The following is a 16,802-nucleotide window of genomic DNA, read 5'->3' on the forward strand; positions in this document are numbered from 1 at the left end:
ACCGGCCACCAACACCCACCCACGGCCGCCGCCGCCCACACCCAGGTAATCCCAGCAACCGGCCACCAGCAACGGCCGGGCACCGGACACAGAAACCCGCAGGAGGGTGACCTGAGCAGCCTCTACGGTGACGGGTCGGGCCTGTCCACCGTCGCTTTCCCGGCCAACCCGGTGGAGAACTCGGGCTCCCTGACCGGGCACATCCTCGCCCAGGGCTGGACGGAGACGTCGAACGAGCAGCGTTCCAGCAATACCCGGGTGTTGGTCGCCCTGGCCGCCTCGCTCGCCCTACTGGTGACGATCGGCGTGGTGGTCGCCCTCATCGCCAACAATGCGCTGGACGGGGCGTTCGAGAGCCTGTCGAGCGGGTGAGCCCGCCCACTGCGCCGCGGCGGGTGTACGGCGCGGCGCGGCACCGCCGTACACTGGCGCGGAAACTGACCTGGCGCGCCCCGTCGCGCGCCCATGGGCGATCTTGCGGGTGATCCGGCGGCATTCCGTCGCAGCGGCCATCGCGAAGATGCGCCCCACTCGAAAGGCCATTCTTGACCACGTCGATCGACCCTGGCATGCCCCCGTCCGCCCCTGAACTCGTCGACTTCGGCGCGCTCGGCCTGCCCCAACCCCTGGTCCGGGCGTTGGCTCGGCAGGGAATCACCACTCCGTTCGAAATCCAGCGCGCCACCATGCCGGATGCGCTCGCCGGCCGGGATGTCCTCGGCCGTGGCCAGACCGGCTCCGGAAAGACCCTGGCGTTCGGCCTCCCCCTGCTCGCCCGGCTGGCCGCCGGGGAACGGGCCCGCCCCCGACACCCACGCGCGCTCGTGCTGGTGCCGACTCGGGAGCTGGCTATGCAGGTCAGTGACGCCCTGTTCCCGCTGGGCCGGGCGATCGGCGTGTTCCTGCGGACCGCGGTCGGCGGAGTGCCCTACGACCGACAGATCAGTGCCCTACGACGTGGCGTCGAGGTGCTGGTGGCCACACCTGGCCGGCTCGCTGACCTCATTGAGCGGGGCGTCTGCCGCCTCGACGACATCGAGGTAACCGTGCTGGACGAGGCGGACCAGATGGCCGACATGGGGTTCCTGCCCGAGGTCACCGAACTTCTGGCGAAGACCCCCGCCGACGCGCAGCGGCTCCTCTTCTCGGCCACCCTGGACCGGGACGTGGACGCGCTGGTGCGGCGCTTCATGACCGACCCCGTCACCCACTCGACCGCGCCACCGACGGCAGCGGTGGCAACGATGGATCATCACCTGCTGTTGATCCCACCGCACGACAAGTTCTCGGTCGTCGCGTCGATCGCGGCCCGGGAGGGACGGACGATGGTCTTCGCCCGGACCCAACTCGGCGTGGACCGGCTGGTGGGGCAGCTCGCGGCGGTCGGGGTGCGCGCCGGCGGCCTGCACGGCGGCAAGACCCAGCGGATGCGTACCCGCACCCTGGCCGAGTTCCGGGAAGGCCGGACAAATGTCCTGGTCGCCACCGACGTAGCCGCCCGCGGCATCCACGTCGACGGCGTCTCGCTGGTGCTACACGTTGACCCGCCGAAGGACCCGAAGGACTACCTACACCGGGCGGGGCGGACCGCACGGGCTGGCGAGACCGGTGCGGTGGCGACCCTGGCGCTGCCGAAACAACGCCGCGGCACCCTCGCCATGTTGGAGAAGGCGGGTGTAGCCCCGGCACAGACCCGGGTGCGAGCCGGCGACCCGGCGCTGGCCGAGCTGACCGGAGCGCGGGAACCGAGCGGCGTACCCGTTCGGGAGGAGCCTGAGCCGCGCCGACGGGCGGGCCGACCAGACGGGGCTCGCCGGTTCCCGGACCGGCACCGCCGCGGCGAGTCGGGGCGTTCCGGTGATCGCCGCCATCCGAGCCGACCGGCGGAGGGCCGGCCGGAGCGGCGGTCGGGAGATCGGCGGTTCGGCGGCCGGCCGGCCGCGGGCACCCACTGACCCAGCCGACACCTACTGGCCCGGCCTGAGGGCGCTCCTCAGGCCGGCCAGGCGCCGGTGGCCAGGAACCGCTCGATGGTCGCCAGGTGGGGGGAGAGATCGAGCCCCTGGGCGGCCACCCAGTCGTCGGCGTAGTAGGTGTCGGCGTAGCGGTCGCCGGCGTCGCAGATCAGGGTGGCCACCGAGCCGGTCTTCCCCTCCGCGAGCAGGCCGGCGATCAGGCCGAAGGCACCCCAGAGGTTGGTGCCGGTCGAGCCACCGAGCCGGCGGCCGAGCACTGCGGAGCCGGCCCGCATCGCGGCCAGCGAGGCGGCGTCGGGCACCTGCACCATCCGGTCCACCACCGAGGGCAGGAAGGAGGCTTCGACCGTCGGTCGCCCGATGCCCTCGATTCGCGAGCCACGGCCGGTGCACACCGACCAGTCGGAGGCCTGCCAGGCCGGATAGAACGCCGAGTTCTCCGGGTCCACCACGCAGAGCTTCGTGGGCAGCCGACGGAAACGCGTGTACCGGCCGATGGTGGCGCTGGTGCCGCCGGTGCCGGCACCGACCACGACCCACGCCGGCACCGGGTGCCGCTCCAACGCCAGCTGCGAAAAGATCGACTCGGCGATGTTGTTGTTGCCCCGCCAGTCAGTGGCCCGCTCGGCGTACGTGAACTGGTCCATGAAGTGGCCGCCCGTGTCCTCGGCCAGCCATCGTGCTTCGACGACCACCTTGGCCGGGTCGTCCACCAGGTGGCAGCGCCCCTCCTGGAACTCGATCTTCGCGATCTTCTCCGGCGAGGTGGACGCCGGCATCACCGCGATAAACGGCAGCCCCAGCATCCGGGCGAAGTAGGCCTCGGAGACCGCTGTCGATCCCGAGGAGGCCTCCACGATCGTGGTGCCCGGACCGATCCACCCGTTGCAGAGTCCGTAGAGGAACAGGGAGCGGGCCAGCCGGTGCTTCAGGGAGCCGGTCGGGTGCACCGACTCGTCCTTGAGGTAAAGATCGATTCCCCACTGTCGGGGCAGGGGGAACGGCAACAGATGGGTATCGGCGGACCGGTTGGCGTCCGCCTCAACGGCGGCAATCGTCTCGGTCACCCACCCCCGGATCGCCTCGTCACACCGGTCCAGATGAGTCACGCCCAGCAACCTAGCAAGCCGGGCCCCCACGGCCCGATCCTGGCCCCACGCGCAGTGACCGAACTCCACGAGACGGTCGACCGGGCCCGACGGGCGGGTCAACCCGGCTCCCGTGCGCCGAGTTGACCACGTCGGCTCAGGCGCCGGAGAACCGGCCGGGTCAGGCCGGTGGCGTTCCGACGGGCTGGGGGCGGTTCTCCCACTTGGTCGACAGGGCGATCCCGGTACGGGTGGAGGCGACACCGGGAGTTCGGTTCAACCGTACGATCAGCGCCTCCAGCTCCCCGATGGTGCCGACCCTCGCCTTGAGTAGGAACGACTCCACGCCGGCCATGAAGTAGCAGGACTCAATCTCCGGAATGGCGCGGAACGACTCCAGCACGTCGTCGGTGTCCGCGGCGGACTCCTCAATGATTTCGATCAGGGCGGTCACGCCCAGCCCGATGCTCTCCGGCTCGATCTCAGCTCGGTACGCACGGATGACCCCGCTGGACTCCAGCTTGCCGACCCGCTCATGCACCGCTGGCGCCGAGAGGCCCACCTGGCGGGCAAGCTCGGCGTACGAGAGGCGGGCGTTGCCCCGCAGCAGTTCGATGATGTTCAGATCGATCGCGTCCACGGACTGTAGACCCTAGTAGCACGGACCCGCCCTCGGGCGTCCGGTCCCGATGGTCGACCCCGCGCCCTGCCATTGTTGACGAACCGACCGCAACAGGGCACAGCTGCGGGTACCATTGCCTAACCTCCTGATCAGTGCTTTTCTCGCGTTTGGCGGACACGACTGGTCGCCGGTGCTGTAATTGCCATACGTCCCTCATGACGGCTCTGGGCTCGCACCGGCCGGGGGCAGTGTGTTCAGCCGGGGGCTTCGTCGATGCGAGGAGGGGGCTGTGGACACTGGAGATCGCCTGCTGACACCGGGTGAGGTCGCCGCGCTGTTTCGGGTTGATCCGAAGACGGTGACCAGGTGGGCGGCGGCTGGCCGGATAGGCAGCATCCGGACTCCGGGCGGGCATCGCCGATTTCGGGAATCCGAAGTCCGGGCCCTGCTCGAGGGCGAGGGAATGCTGGACGAGGTGGAGGAGACAGAGCGGCCGCGCAATACCGGCCCCGCCGCCCCGACCGGCCCCGGCCCGGCCAACGCCGGGATGTACTGAGGTGGCCGGCGGGTGATCGCCGCCCGCTCCACGCCGCCACCCACGCCCGAACGGCCAGCTCAGGAGCGCGCCGCTCCCAACTCACCCGCCCAGCGGCGAAGGAGCGTGTGCGGCACCCCGAGGGCGTCCAGCACCTTTCCGGCGACGAAGTCGACCAGCTGGGCGGCGGAGGCCTCCGCTCCCGCCCCGTAGAAACCGGGGCTGGCGGGGAGCACCACCGCACCAGCGTCGTGCAACGCGATCAGATGCTCCAGGTGGCTCCGGGTCACCGGTGTCTCCCGGGGCACGACGACCACCGGGCGGCGCTCCTTGAGGTTGACCTCGGCGGCGCGTTGCAACAGGTCCTTGGAGAGCCCGATGGAGATCCCGGCGCAGGCCGCCGTACTCGCCGGGACGACCGCCATCCCGCGCGCCCGGTAGGAGCCGCTGCTCGGTCCGGCGGCGAGATCACCGGCCGACCAGTGCCGAAGATCGGCTCCGTCCAGGTCGCGCCCCAGCCAGGCGGCGAGGTCCTCCGCCCAGTGCCCGTCGCGAAATGACCGCCCGGTCTCGTCCAGGATGGTCAGGCGGGCCGCCCGGGACACGATCAGATCAACGGCTTCGCCCGCGTCGAGCAGGGCCCGCAGGACAGCAGCCGCATACGGGGTCCCGGAGGCTCCGGAGACGCCGACCACCCATGGTTCACGCATGGTCCCAGCCTGCCTGGTCACCCTCGACCACCGACGGGCACCCCCGGTTCCGGGGTCAGGGCCGCAGCCCGAGGCGTGCCACCAGGTCAAGCAGGGCGAAGCCGAAGAGCGCGATACCGACGAAGCCGTTGGCGGTGAAGAAGGCCCGGTTGACCCGGCTCAGATCGGTCGGGCTCACCACCACGTGCTGGTAGGCGAAGGCGACCGCGGTCAGCGCCAGCCCGATCCACCAGAGCCAGCCGAAGCCGACCAGGGCGCCGAACCAGACGAAGAGCACGAAGGTCACCACGTGCGCGGCGGTGGACGCGTGCAGCGCGAAACGCAGCCCGTACCGGGCCGGAACGCTGTGCACGCCGATCTCCCGGTCCACCTCGGCGTCCTGACAGGCGTAGATCAGGTCGAACCCACCGATCCACAGCCCGACCGCCACGCCGAGCAGCCAGGCCGGCCCGGAGCCGGCGAAGGTGCCGGTCACCGCGAGCCACGCACCGACCGGACCGGCCGCCTGCGCCACCGCCAGGACCGCGTGCGGCCAGTTGGTGAACCGCTTCGCGTACGGGTAGCCGACCAACGGCACGACCGCGAGTGGCGCCAGCACCAGACAGAGGGGGTTGAGCAGCGCGGCGGCGACCAGGAAGACCGCCAGGGCGGCGCCCGCGCCAGCCCAGGCCGTACGCAGGCTCACCGCCCCGGTCACCAGTTCCCGGTTTGCGGTGCGCGGGTTCAGCGCGTCGATCCGCCGGTCCAGGATGCGGTTGGCGGCCATCGCGAACGTCCGCGCCCCGACCATCGCCACGGTGATCAGTAGCAGGTCGAGCCAGCGAACCCGACCTCCGTTGACCTGCATCGCGGTCAAGGCGGACAGGTAGGCGAAGGGCAGCGCGAAGACGGAGTGCTCGATCGCCACGAGGTCGAGGAACGCCCGAACCCGCCCGCGCGAGTCCGCGCCGGCCGACGCGGCGCGGACCGAGACGGCGAGATCCCGCGGATCGGAGGAACCGGACATCAGATGCCGTACTCCTTCCAACGCTTGTCGACCAGCGACACCACCTCGGGGGACATGGTCATCTCCTCGGGCCAGCCCCGGGTGTAGCCCTCGCTGGGAAGCTTGCGGGTGGCGTCAACGCCGGCCTTACCGCCCCAGAACTGCTGGTACGAGGCGTGGTCCAGGTGGTCCACCGGGCCTTCGGTGAGCAGCAGGTCCCGGGCGTAGTCCACGTTGCCGAAGGCCCGGAACGCGACCTCGTTGTAATCGTGGACGTCGCAGTCCTCGTCCACGATCACAATCAGCTTGGTCATCGACATCAGGTGCGCACCCCAGATCGCGCTCATCACCTTCTGCGCGTGCTTCGGGTAGCGCTTCCGGATCGACACGATCGCGCAGTTGTGGAAGACCCCGGCAGCCGGCAGGTCGTAGTCAACGATGTCCGGGATGAGCAGCTTGAGCAGCGGCTGGAAAATCCGCTCGGTGGCCTTGCCCAGGCCATGGTCCTCCTGCGGCGGCTTCGAGGTGATGATCGAGTGGTAGACCGGGTTGCGCTGCATGGTCATCGTCTCGACGTGCAGGACCGGAAACGGCTCGACCGGCGTGTAGTAGCCGGTGTGGTCCCCGAACGGCCCCTCGGGCAGCCGCTCGCCGGGCTCCAGGTAGCCCTCGAGCACCACCTGGGCGCGCGCCGGCACCTGGAGTGGAACGGTCAGGCAGTCGACCATCTCGACCCGTTCCCCCCGCAGGAAGCCCGCGAACAGGTACTCGTCGATGTCGCCGGGGAGTGGGGCGCTCGCGGCGTACGAGATCACCGGGTCACAGCCGATGGCGATGGCGACCGGCAGCCGCTGACCGAGCCGCTCCGCGACCGCGTGGTGGGCGGTGGAGTCCTTGTGGATCTGCCAGTGCATACCCAGGGTGTTCCGGCTGTGTTGCTGCAGCCGGTAGAGGCCGAGGTTGCGGGCGCCGGTCTCGGGGTGCTTGGTGTGGGTCAACCCGAAGTTGTGGAAGACACCGCCATCGCCGGGCCACATCTGCAAGCCGGGCAGCCGGTTCAGGTCAACGTCGTCGCCCCGGTACACCACCTGCTGGCAGGGGGCCGTCTTCACCTTGCGCGGCGGCACCGACTTGAGCTGCATGACCTTGCCGAGGCCCTCCCGGATACCGGTCCAGCCGACCGGAAGCTCCGGCCGCACCAGCGCACCGATCCGCGCCCCGATCTCGTCCAGCGACTCGACGCCGAGCGCCATCGCCATCCGCTTCTCGGTGCCGAACAGGTTGATCGCTACCGGCATCTCGCCCCGGGTCGGCTGGTCGAACACCAGCGCCGGCCCGCCGGCGCGAACCGTCCGGTTAACGACCTCGCACAGCTCCAGCGACGGATCGACCGGAACGTCCACCCGCCGTAGCTCGCCCGCGCGCTCCAGCGCCGCGAGGAAGTCCTTCAGATCGGAGTACGGAAAGCCACGAGCCGCCATGCCCGCAAGTCTCCCCCACCGCCCGGCCTACCACCCCAGCCGGGGTACGGGAAAGGGGCCTCGAGCACGGTGTCGTGCTACAAGATCAGTCGAGGCCGCCGTAGGAGTGCAGCCCCTCGAAGAAGATGTTCACCCCGAAGAGGTTCATCATCACGGTGAGGAAACCCAGCACCGCGAGCCAGGTGGCCACGTTCCGTTTGACGCTCGGGGTGGCCCGGGCGTGCAGGTAACCGGCGTACACGACCCAGGAGATGAACGCCCAGGTCTCCTTCGGGTCCCAACCCCACGCCCGACCCCACGCCGCCTCGGCCCAGATCGCGCCGGCGATCACCGCGAAGGTGAAGATCGGGAACGAGAAGGCGTGCAGCACGAAGGTCAGCCGTTCCAGGGCCGCCGCGGCCGGCAGGCGCTTCGCCAACAAATAGGGGAAGCTGCGCCGGCCCTGCTCGTAGCCGGCGCGCATCAGGTAGGCGCCCGCCGGCACCACGCCGAGCAGGAAGATGCCGGAGCTGAAGACGATCGTGGCGACGTGGATGATGAACCAGTACGAGTTGAGCGCCGGCACCAACGGCACGATCGGGGTGTAGAGCAGCAGCTCGGCGGTGGCCACCAGCAGCACCATCACCAGCGTCAGGAACAGCCCGAGCCGGCGCAGCGTGGGGCGCTTCCAGAGCACGACGAACCAACTGGCGACCCCGATGAAGGAGACCGTCAGGACGAACTCGTACATGTTGCCCCAGGGCATCCGGTCGGCCGCGACCCCGCGGGCGATCAGCGCACCGAGGTGCAGCAGGGCGGCCACCACGGTAACGGCGACGGCGCCCAGACCGGCCAGGCGGGCCCGGGCGGCGGTCCGCTGGGCGGCAGTCTGCTGGGCGGCGGCGGCAGCACGGACGGTCGGCTCCGGCCCGGAACCCGCACCGCCGGCCGCCGCGACGGCGGCACCGACCAGCTCACGGGCGGGCGGGCCGACCCGAACGCGGGCGTTACCCAGCGCGTACTCGACGGCGTGCACGACCATCGCGACCAGGTAGGCCAGAATCGAGAAGGTCACCAGCTGGTCGGAGAGTACGGACATCACTCGGCTCCTACTCGCGCTCCGGCCGGGCCGTCAGGATCGACCCGCCGCCCGGCTCCGCTGACCGCTGCCACGAGCCGCGTGAACTCGTCGGCGAAACCGGGATGGTCAACGCGCGGCAGACCACCGGCCTCGACCAAACTACTACCGGGCGTCGAAGATTCACCCGCGGGGTCGGCCGGGCGCACCCGGAAGAAGACCCGCCGGCGGCGACCGAAGAGCGAGCCCATCAGGCCCAGCAGCAGCGTGCCGGAGCTGACCAGCAGCAGCGTCGAGCCGGGGTCGTGCCGCACGGACAGGACGATGTACGGCTCGGTGCCCAGGAACTCCAGCGTGGTGCCGTCGTCCAGGGTCCAGACCTCACCGAGCTGGAGCAGCTTGGTGCCGACCTCCTTGACCCGGCCGGCGTCGACCTGCCGCTGGTCCAGCTCGTACACCGAGCCGGGAATACCAGCATCCAGGCCCAGATTGCCCCGGTACGCGACGAGATTGAGCAGCGGATTGCGCTCGGTCGGAAACTCAGACCGGACGAACGGGCCCTCCTGCGGGGCGGTCGGCAGGTACAGACCGCTGAAGGCCACCTGGAGTTCCGGGTCCCGCTCACCGGTGGCCGGGTCCACGTTCGCGTCCGGAAAGGCCGCCAACCCCTCCCCGGTCAAGCCGATGTCCCCGGTGATCAGGAAGGGGTTCGGGCTGGTCTGACTCCGCCCGAACCGGTCGGTGTAGCGGACCACCGGGGCGTACCCGTGGCCGAGCAGGTAGACGTTCGCCCCGTCCAGCCGCAGCGGTGCGTTCACCGAGAACTCCGCCGGGCGGGGGGTACCGCCGTTCTCGTCCACGGTCACCTTCGCGTTGAAGAACTCCGGCTGGCCGTTGGACTCCAGGAACCTCGCCTCGAAGTCGTCCAACTGCAGGCAGAACCGGGGCAGATCAGCGCTTTGCACCTGGGGGCCGAACGACGTCTCGGCGTACTGCTGCTGCGTGTTGCAGAAAGCGTTGTCCGCGCCGGCGACCAGGACCCGGTTACCACTCCAGCCGTACCAGGAGCCGAGGGCGACACCGATGAGCACCAGCACCAGCGAGGCGTGGAAGAGCAGGTTGCCGGTCTCCTTCAGGTAGCCCTTCTCGGCGGATACCTCGTCGCCGCGTACCTCCACCCGCCAGCGGTGCCGACGCAGTACGGCGGCGATCGCCGGCGCGCCACCGGCCGGGGCCGCGAACACGGTGTGCTGGGGCAACCGGTCCAACCGCTTGGGCGCCGCCGGGGGCTTGGACCGCAGGGCGCGGATGTGGTCGCGCAGCCGGGGTGTGATGCAACCGACCAGCGAGGTGAAGAGCAATAGGTAGATGGCGGAGAACCAGACCGAGCCGAACGCGTCGAAGGCGCCAAGCCGGTCCAGCACCGGCGCCAGATCGGGGTACGCGACGAAGTAGTCCCGGACATCCTCGGGGTTGACCCCGCGCTGCGGCAGAACCGACCCGGGAATCGCGGCGATCGCCAGCAGGAAGAGCAGCACCAGCGCCGTACGCATGCTGGTGAGCTGCCGCCACGAGTTACGCAGCAGCGCCAGTACCGGGTTGGGGCGGGGCCGGGGGGTCTCGGCCGGCGGCGTCGGCCGGTCGTCGGTGACCGTCATCAGATGCTTACCTGGCCCGTCCCGAAGGTGGTCTGCAGCAGGGTCACGAAGCTGGTCCACCCACCGGTGACGAGCGCGAGGCCGATCAGGATCAGCAACCCACCACCGATCCGGGTGACCCACCGGCTGTTGCGACGGACCGCCTGGAAGACCCCGAGCAGGCGGTGGAACCCCAGCCCAAAGAGGACAAACGGTATCCCCAGCCCGAGGCAGTACGCCACGGCCAGCACCACCGCCCGGTTGGTCTGCCCCTCAACGAGGGCCATGCCCATCACCGCGCCGAGGGTCGGGCCGGTGCAGGGCAACCAGCTGAGCGCGAAGACCGCGCCGAGCACTGGCGCGCCGAGCAGCCCGGCGGCCGGCAGCCGTTGGATACGCAGCTCGCGCTGCAGCCCCGGGACCACGCCGAGGTAACTCAATCCGAGCAGCACCACCACGCCGCCGATGACGATCTCCAGCGTCCGCTCGTAGGCGAAGAAGATCTGGCCGACCGTGGTGACCAGGACCGCGGTGGCGGTGAAGACGGCGGTGAACCCGGCGATGAACAGCAGCGTGCCGGCGAGTACCCGGCCCTTGACGGCCGCGGTCGCCACCCGGGCGGTCCGCTTGCGCACCGCGACTGCCCCGGCGACGGCACCCGGGTCTTCCCCTGCCAACGGCGGCGTGTCGCGGGAGTCGTTGCCCGCTCCCCGGCCTTCCAGGTCGGTGCCGGCCAGGCCGGTCACGTAGGAGAGGTAGCCGGGCATCAGCGGCAGGACGCACGGCGACAGAAAGCTGACCAGCCCGGCCAGCGCCGCCGTGCCGATGGCGAGCAGCAGGGGACCGGACTGCGCGATCTCCCGGAACGTCTCGCCCATCAGTGGTCGCCGGTCGGATCGGGCGACTCCGCGGCGACCCGCTCGACGATCGGCTGGAGCCCCTCCTGCTTGACGGCGGCCCGGATCACCGCCGCGATCCGCCCGTCCCGGTCCAGCACGACCGTCGCCGGGATGGTGTTCGGCGGGATCTCCAGCTCCAACGCCAGTCGGCTGCCGGGGTCGAAGATGCTCGGGTAGGTGACCCGGCCCTCCTCGAAGGCGATCGCCTTGTCCCGGCTGTCCTGCACGTTGATGCCGAGGAAGGTCACCCCCGCGCCCTTGGTGGCCTGGTAGGTGGCCTCCAGGTCATCCGCTTCCGCCCGGCAGGGCGCACACCACGAGCCCCAGAAATTGACCACCACGACCTGCCCACGGTCCTGCGCCACGTCGTACTCGCCCCCGTCGAGCAGCTCGCCAGCGAGCTCGGGCGCGGCGGAACGCTGGTCCGGGGCGCACTCGATCACGCCGTCGGAGTTGGTGTCGCAGGCCTTCCCCCAGTCCGGGGTGGCGCAGGCGGTGAGCGCCACCGCGACCATGGTGGCGAGCAGGCTGGCAGACCACCTCCGGACAGTCATCAGGCCCCCTTGGCCGTCCGAGCCGTCGACGACATCGCGACCAGGTGGGCGGCCGGCTCGGTGTAGCTGATCCCGGCCACCTTCGCCCCCTCGAAGTGAAAGGTGGTGAGGCTGGCCAGCCCGCACTGCCGCTTCCGCGGGTCGTGCCAGAGGCGCTTACGCTCGACAAACCGACGCAGCGTCCAGATCGGCAGCTGGTGGGAGACGAGCACCGCCTCCCGCCCCTGCGCAGCCTCCCGGGCGGCCTGCAGGGCGGCGAACATGCGCTCCGCGATGGCCCGGTACGCCTCGCCCCAGGAGGGGGTGACCGGGTCCCGCAGCACCCACCAGTTGCGTGGGTCGCGGAACGAACCGTCGCCCGGCGAGACCTTCTTACCCTCGAACCAGTTCGCGCTCTCGATCAACCGCTCGTCCACCCCGATCGGGAGCCCGAACTGCGCGGCGATCGGCTCGGCGGTCTGCTGGGCACGCTCCAGCGGACTGGCGACGACGTGCACAACCTCCCGCTCGGCGAGGCCCTGCGCGGCGGCCTTCGCCATCTGCACGCCCAGCTCCGACAGGCGGAAGCCCGGCAGCCGCCCGTAGAGGATGCCCTCCGGGTTGTACACCTCGCCGTGCCGCAGCACGTGGACCACAGTCTTACTCACCGTTACTACCCCCCGTGACCTGCCGCGGCTGCCGCTGCCGCCGCCGCTGGCAGCGCCGCGGCGATCTGCTCCAGGGCGGCATCGTCGATCGCCGCCGAGACGAACCACGACTCGAAGGCGCTCGGCGGCAGGTAGACGCCGGCGGCCAGCATCGCGTGGAAGAACGCCTTGAACGCGGGCACCTGCTGGGCGCTCGCGGTGGCGTAGTCGAAGACGTCGGCGTCGGTGAAGAAGACTGAGAACATGTTGCCGGCGGAGGACAACCGGTGCGGCACTCCGGCGGCGGCGAGAGCCTCACCGGCGAGCCGGCCAACGACGGCGGCCGTCTCGTCCAGCCGGCGGTAGAGGGCGTCGTCGGCGAGCCGCAGCGTGGCGAGCCCGGCGGCGCAGGCGAGCGGGTTACCGGAGAGGGTGCCGGCCTGGTAGACCGGACCGGCCGGAGCCAGCTGGGACATGATCTCCGCTTGCCCCCCGAAGGCGGCGGCGGGCAAGCCACCCCCCATGACCTTGCCGTAGGTCCAGAGGTCGGCGGCGCAGGGGTCGAGGCCGTGCCACCCGGCGCGGGAGACCCGGAAGCCGGTCATGACCTCGTCAACGATCAGCAGCGCACCGTGTGCGTGAGCGAGGGTGGCAAGTCGCTGGTTGAAATTGTCGCGGGGCGCGACCACGCCCATGTTGCCGGCGGCAGACTCGGTGATGACCGCGGCGATCTGCGGGCCCTCCGCGGCGAAGACCGCCTCGACGGCGGCGAAGTCGTTGTACGGCAGCACGATCGTGTCCCCGGCCGCCGCGCCGGTCACGCCCGGCGAGTCGGGCAGGCCGAGGGTGGCGACGCCGGAACCGGCGGCGGCGAGCAACGCGTCCGAATGCCCGTGGTAGCAGCCGGCGAACTTGATGATCCGGGTGCGGCCGGTGTAGCCCCGGGCCAGCCGGATCGCCGACATGGTCGCCTCGGTCCCCGAGTTGACCAGCCGTACCTGCTCGACGGGGGCGCGGGCAACGATCTCTGCCGCCAGCTCCACCTCACTCGGGGTGGGGGCGCCGAAGCTCGTGCCGAGCGCGGCGGCGGAGCGAAGGGCCTCCACCACCGCGGGATGGGCGTGCCCGAGGATCATGGGGCCCCACGAGCAGACCAGGTCGACGTAGCGCCGCCCGTCGGCGTCGTAGAGCCACGGCCCCTCCCCCCGGACGATGAAGCGCGGGGTGCCACCGACGGCACGGAACGCGCGGACAGGGGAGTTCACCCCGCCGGGCACGAGGGCGCAGGCGCGGTCGAACAGGGCCTCGGAGGCCGGCGCGGCGGCCGGGTAGCGGCCGGGTCCGGCAGGGAAGACGTCGGTCACGATGCCGCCATTGTGTCAGCGTCGGCGGGCAGACCGGCAGGCACCCCGGGGCTCCGGGTTACCGGTATCACCCCGGCCGACAGCCAGGGCAGCTCGCCGTCACGGGGCGGCACCTCAAGGTCGCGCTAGGCTGACCGGGTGGATCGTGCCGAACTGTCCATCACGTTACACCGGTCGGGGGACGAGGTTGTCCTTCGCCTCGCCGGTGAGATCGACATGATGACGGCCGCCCAGCTCTCCACCGTCGTCAACGAGGTGCTGACCGAACCGCCCCCGCGAATCGTGCTGGACCTGGCCGCCGTCAGTTTCTGCGACTCGCAGGGTCTGGGCACGCTGGTCGTGCTCAGCCGCAAAGCCAGTCACTCCCAGAGCCTGCTGATCCTCACCAACGTGGCCGAGTTCCTGCGCCGCGTCCTCGACATCACGGGCCTGCGTAGCGCCCTGATGATTCGCGACGACTGACTCTCAGCCGGTGTTGCCCCAACGGGCCTGCTCCAGCAGGCCGATCGCGCGCTGCACCGCCGCCGGGTCGGTCTCGGCGCGAAGCAGCGCGGTCGCCTCGTCAATGGCGTCGGTCAGCAGCCGCCGCTGGGTCTCCCGCTCCTGAAGCAGGGCCGACTGAGCGGTGAGCTGCCCGGTCTTCACCCACAGGTCGACAAAGACCGACACCTTGGCCCGCAGCACCCACGGGTCGAAGGGCTTGGTGAGGTGGTCCACCGCGCCGGCGGCGTACCCGCGCATGGCCAGCTGGGCGTCCTGGTCCGCGGAGGTGAGGAAGATGATCGGCACATGCCGGGTTCGTTCCCGCCGCTTGATGTGACTCGCCGTCTCGAAGCCGTCCATCTTCGGCATCTGGGCGTCCAGGAGGATCACCGCGAAGTCGTCCACGAGGAGCCGCTTCAGCGCCGCCTCGCCGCTCTCCACGGCCACCGACTGGACCTGGAGCCCCTGCAGGATCGCCTCCAGGGCCGTCAGGTTCTCCCGACGATCATCCACCAGCAGCGCCTTCGCCATCTGCGTCATGGGCTCTCCTCGCTCCGGCCTCCGCTGATCCAGGACGAGATGAGCTCCATCAACTCGTCCAGATCAACGGGCTTGGTGATGTATCCGCTGCCCCCGGCCGCGAGCGCGGACTCCCGATCACCGGGCATCGCCTTCGCGGTCAGGAAGACGATCGGGAGGTCGGCGAAGCGGTGGTTACGCCGGATCTGCCGCGTCGTCTCATATCCGTCCTGATCGGGGATCATGGCATCCATCAGCACGATGTCCGCCTCCGGATGCTCGGCCAGCAGACGTACGCCGTCGGCCCCGTTGTCCGCGTACAGCACGGCCATCCCGTGCAACTCCAGGGCGCTGGTCAGGGCGAACACGGTACGTACGTCGTCGTCCACGATCAGCACGGTGGCGCCGGCCAGCTGGCGGGTCGCCGTCGCCTCGACGGTGGTGGGCAGCAGCTCCACGGCGGGCATCAGTAACGACGAGGGGAGGCCGGCCCGGGCGGGTGAGGGCGGCGCCGGCGCCACGACCGCGTCCGGGGCCAGGACGTCGGGGAGGAAGAGGGTGAAGGTCGAACCCTGCCCGGGCACCGACGAGACGCCGATCGCGCCGCCCAGCAGCCGGGCCAGATCCCGACTGATCGACAGCCCCAGGCCGGTTCCCCCGTACCGACGGCTGGTCGTGCCGTCGGCCTGCTGGAACGCCTCAAAGATGATCGACAGCTTGTCGTCGGAGATGCCGATCCCGGTGTCCGTGACGGTGAAGGCGACCACCTGCCGCGCGTTGGTCAACGCCGGCACGTCGAAGACCGCCGACGCCGGCGCGGGGGCGATCCCCAACCGCACCGCCCCGGCGTCGGTGAACTTCACCGCGTTGGAGAGTAGGTTCCGCAGGATCTGCTGCAGCAGCTGTACGTCGGTGACGATCTCCTTCGGCAGCTCCGGACTGACCCGGACTTCGAAGTCGAGGCCCTTCTCCTCTGCCTGTGGGACGAACGCCTGCTCGACATAGCCGCGGACCTCGGTGAACTGGATCTCGGTCGGCTCGACATCCGTCCGACCAGCTTCGATCTTGGACAGGTCCAGAATGTCGTCGATCAGCGTGAGCAGGTCGGTGCCGGCGTTGTGGATCGTCCGGGCGAACTCGATCTGCTTCGGGCTGAGGTTCTGCTCCTGGTTCTGGACCAGGAGCCGGGCCAGCAGCAACAACGAGTTCAGCGGCGTACGCAGCTCGTGGCTCATGTTGGCGAGGAACTCCGACTTGTACGCCGAGGCGCGGGTGAGCTGCTGTGCCGTCTCCTCCAGGCCCAGCCGGGCCAGCTCGACCTCCCGGTTCTTGGTCTCGATGTTGCCCTTCTGCTCGGAGAGGAGTTTCGCCTTCTCCTCCAGCTCCGCATTCGTCCGCTGGAGTTCGGCCGACTGCTCCCGCAGCTCGTGGGCCAGCCGCTGCGACTGGGCGAGCAGCTCCTCGGTACGCCGATTCGCCTGGATGGTGTTGACCGCGACGCCGATGGTGAGGACGAGCCGTTCCAGGAAGGAGAGGTGCAGGTCGGAGAGGGGCGTCACACTGGCGAACTCGATCACGCCGAGTAGCTCGCCCTCGAAGATGACCGGTAGCACCACCAGATCAGCCGGTGGGGTGTCCGCGAGGCCGGAGCGGAGCCGAAGCCGGTTGTCCGCCGACCCGGAAACCCGGATCGTGCGCCGGGAGAGCGCCACCTGACCGACCAAGCCCTCACCGGGGCCGAACGTCACATCCTGCCCGCGAGCGACGTAGCCGTACGAGGCGGTGAGTCGCAGCCGGAAGTTCCCCTCGGCGTCATCCACCAGGAAGAACGCGCCGAGCTGCGCGTCCACCAGCGGAGTCACCTCCATCATGATCATGCGGCAGACCTCGCCGAGGTCCCGCTGACCCTGCAGCAATCCACCGATCCGGGCCAGGTTGGAGTCCAGCCAGCCCTGCTCGGCATTCACCGTGGTCGTCTCGCGGAGAGTCCCGATCATCTGGTTGATGTTGTCGGTAAGCTCGGCGACCTCCCCCTGCGCCTCGACCGCAATCTGCTGGGTCAGGTCGCCACGGGTAACCGACGTGGAAACCGCGGCGATGGCGCGCAGCTGAATGGTCAGGGTGGAGGCGAGCTGGTTGACGTTCTCGGTGAGGTCCCGCCAGGTCCCGGCGACGCCCTTCACCTGGGCCTGACCACCCAGCTTCCCCTCGGTACCCACCTCCCGGGCCACCCGGGTCACCTCATCGGCGAACGACGACAACTGAT

16 protein-coding genes and 1 pseudogene are annotated in these 16,802 nt (G+C 70.2%); 4 read left to right on the top strand and 13 right to left on the bottom strand.

The window, feature by feature from the left end; translation table 11 throughout:
* Together K228_RS0121705 and K228_RS0121710 are read left to right on the top strand one after the other, a co-directional pair.
* Window positions 1-372: pseudogene (locus K228_RS0121705) on the top strand (hypothetical protein); the annotation flags it as partial.
* A gap of 197 nt (window positions 373-569) precedes the next feature.
* A complete protein-coding gene (locus K228_RS0121710; RefSeq protein ID WP_029723873.1) occupies window positions 570-1,955 on the top strand; it encodes a DEAD/DEAH box helicase in 1,386 nt (461 codons plus the stop codon).
* A 38-nt stretch (window positions 1,956-1,993) separates the two neighbouring features.
* On the opposite strand, the gene cds1 is transcribed toward K228_RS0121710, so the two are convergent.
* Together cds1 and K228_RS0121720 are read right to left on the bottom strand one after the other, a co-directional pair.
* Complete coding sequence (cds1, locus tag K228_RS0121715) at window positions 1,994-3,094, bottom strand: L-cysteine desulfhydrase Cds1 (RefSeq protein WP_025620313.1); 1,101 nt, start codon at window positions 3,092-3,094, stop codon at window positions 1,994-1,996.
* Window positions 3,095-3,245: 151 nt separating this feature from the next.
* Entirely contained in the window at window positions 3,246-3,704 is a 459-nt protein-coding gene (locus tag K228_RS0121720; protein ID WP_018252613.1) for an Lrp/AsnC family transcriptional regulator, read from the bottom strand.
* Window positions 3,705-3,975: 271 nt separating this feature from the next.
* Here K228_RS0121720 and K228_RS0121725 point away from each other — a divergent pair, with 271 nt between their 5' ends.
* On the top strand, window positions 3,976-4,242 hold the full coding sequence (locus K228_RS0121725) for a BldC family transcriptional regulator (protein ID WP_025620314.1): 267 nt from the start codon (window positions 3,976-3,978) through the stop codon (window positions 4,240-4,242).
* Between the two features lie 59 nt (window positions 4,243-4,301).
* Here K228_RS0121725 and K228_RS0121730 read toward each other — a convergent pair whose 3' ends face one another.
* The 9 genes from K228_RS0121730 to hemL form a co-directional block, all read right to left on the bottom strand.
* The gene (locus K228_RS0121730; RefSeq protein WP_025620315.1) at window positions 4,302-4,931 is read right to left on the bottom strand and encodes a UbiX family flavin prenyltransferase; all 630 of its coding nucleotides are present in this window, start codon (window positions 4,929-4,931) and stop codon (window positions 4,302-4,304) included.
* Window positions 4,932-4,986: 55 nt separating this feature from the next.
* A complete protein-coding gene (gene mqnP / locus K228_RS0121735) occupies window positions 4,987-5,937 on the bottom strand; it encodes a menaquinone biosynthesis prenyltransferase MqnP (RefSeq protein ID WP_025620316.1) in 951 nt (316 codons plus the stop codon).
* Entirely contained in the window at window positions 5,937-7,397 is a 1,461-nt protein-coding gene (locus K228_RS0121740) for a menaquinone biosynthesis decarboxylase (RefSeq protein ID WP_025620317.1), read from the bottom strand. Before K228_RS0121740 ends, mqnP begins: the two co-directional genes overlap by 1 nt.
* Window positions 7,398-7,482: 85 nt before the next feature.
* Complete coding sequence (ccsB, locus tag K228_RS0121745; RefSeq protein ID WP_025620318.1) at window positions 7,483-8,475, bottom strand: c-type cytochrome biogenesis protein CcsB; 993 nt, start codon at window positions 8,473-8,475, stop codon at window positions 7,483-7,485.
* Window positions 8,475-10,112: a cytochrome c biogenesis protein ResB gene (gene resB / locus K228_RS0121750; RefSeq protein WP_025620319.1), complete on the bottom strand. Its 1,638-nt coding sequence runs from the start codon at window positions 10,110-10,112 to the stop codon at window positions 8,475-8,477. Before resB ends, ccsB begins: the two co-directional genes overlap by 1 nt.
* Window positions 10,112-10,969, bottom strand: coding sequence for a cytochrome c biogenesis CcdA family protein (locus K228_RS0121755; protein ID WP_025620320.1), 858 nt, complete (start codon window positions 10,967-10,969; stop codon window positions 10,112-10,114). Before K228_RS0121755 ends, resB begins: the two co-directional genes overlap by 1 nt.
* The gene (locus K228_RS0121760; RefSeq protein ID WP_025620321.1) at window positions 10,969-11,544 is read right to left on the bottom strand and encodes a TlpA family protein disulfide reductase; all 576 of its coding nucleotides are present in this window, start codon (window positions 11,542-11,544) and stop codon (window positions 10,969-10,971) included. The genes K228_RS0121755 and K228_RS0121760 overlap by 1 nt, the downstream gene beginning before the upstream one ends.
* Complete coding sequence (locus tag K228_RS0121765; protein ID WP_033777237.1) at window positions 11,544-12,191, bottom strand: histidine phosphatase family protein; 648 nt, start codon at window positions 12,189-12,191, stop codon at window positions 11,544-11,546. Before K228_RS0121765 ends, K228_RS0121760 begins: the two co-directional genes overlap by 1 nt.
* Window positions 12,192-12,196: 5 nt before the next feature.
* A complete protein-coding gene (gene hemL / locus K228_RS0121770) occupies window positions 12,197-13,534 on the bottom strand; it encodes a glutamate-1-semialdehyde 2,1-aminomutase (protein WP_025620323.1) in 1,338 nt (445 codons plus the stop codon).
* 138 nt (window positions 13,535-13,672) lie between these two features.
* On the opposite strand from hemL, the gene K228_RS0121775 reads away from it, so the two are divergent.
* Window positions 13,673-13,996, top strand: coding sequence for an STAS domain-containing protein (locus tag K228_RS0121775; RefSeq protein WP_025620324.1), 324 nt, complete (start codon window positions 13,673-13,675; stop codon window positions 13,994-13,996).
* A 3-nt stretch (window positions 13,997-13,999) separates the two neighbouring features.
* On the opposite strand, the gene K228_RS0121780 is transcribed toward K228_RS0121775, so the two are convergent.
* Both K228_RS0121780 and K228_RS0121785 read right to left on the bottom strand, forming a co-directional pair.
* Window positions 14,000-14,557, bottom strand: coding sequence for a response regulator (locus K228_RS0121780; protein WP_025620325.1), 558 nt, complete (start codon window positions 14,555-14,557; stop codon window positions 14,000-14,002).
* The coding region (locus tag K228_RS0121785; protein WP_025620326.1) for an ATP-binding protein at window positions 14,554-16,802 on the bottom strand (2,249 nt) is incomplete at its 5' end. The genes K228_RS0121780 and K228_RS0121785, both read right to left, overlap by 4 nt.

It is taken from the genome of Salinispora cortesiana, from assembly GCF_000484695.1.
Lineage (GTDB): Bacteria > Actinomycetota > Actinomycetes > Mycobacteriales > Micromonosporaceae > Micromonospora > Micromonospora cortesiana.

Bases quoted from the DNA above. Each gene is read 5' to 3' on its own strand.
- K228_RS0121710 (WP_029723873.1), top strand. From the start codon at position 570: ATGCCCCCGTCCGCCCCTGAACTCGTCGACTTCGGCGCGCTCGGCCTG.
- K228_RS0121730 (WP_025620315.1), bottom strand. From the start codon at position 4,931: ATGCGTGAACCATGGGTGGTCGGCGTCTCCGGAGCCTCCGGGACCCCG.
- mqnP (WP_025620316.1), bottom strand. From the start codon at position 5,937: ATGTCCGGTTCCTCCGATCCGCGGGATCTCGCCGTCTCGGTCCGCGCC.
- K228_RS0121740 (WP_025620317.1), bottom strand. From the start codon at position 7,397: ATGGCGGCTCGTGGCTTTCCGTACTCCGATCTGAAGGACTTCCTCGCG.
- ccsB (WP_025620318.1), bottom strand. From the start codon at position 8,475: ATGTCCGTACTCTCCGACCAGCTGGTGACCTTCTCGATTCTGGCCTAC.
- resB (WP_025620319.1), bottom strand. From the start codon at position 10,112: ATGACGGTCACCGACGACCGGCCGACGCCGCCGGCCGAGACCCCCCGG.
- K228_RS0121755 (WP_025620320.1), bottom strand. From the start codon at position 10,969: ATGGGCGAGACGTTCCGGGAGATCGCGCAGTCCGGTCCCCTGCTGCTC.
- K228_RS0121760 (WP_025620321.1), bottom strand. From the start codon at position 11,544: ATGACTGTCCGGAGGTGGTCTGCCAGCCTGCTCGCCACCATGGTCGCG.
- K228_RS0121780 (WP_025620325.1), bottom strand. From the start codon at position 14,557: ATGACGCAGATGGCGAAGGCGCTGCTGGTGGATGATCGTCGGGAGAAC.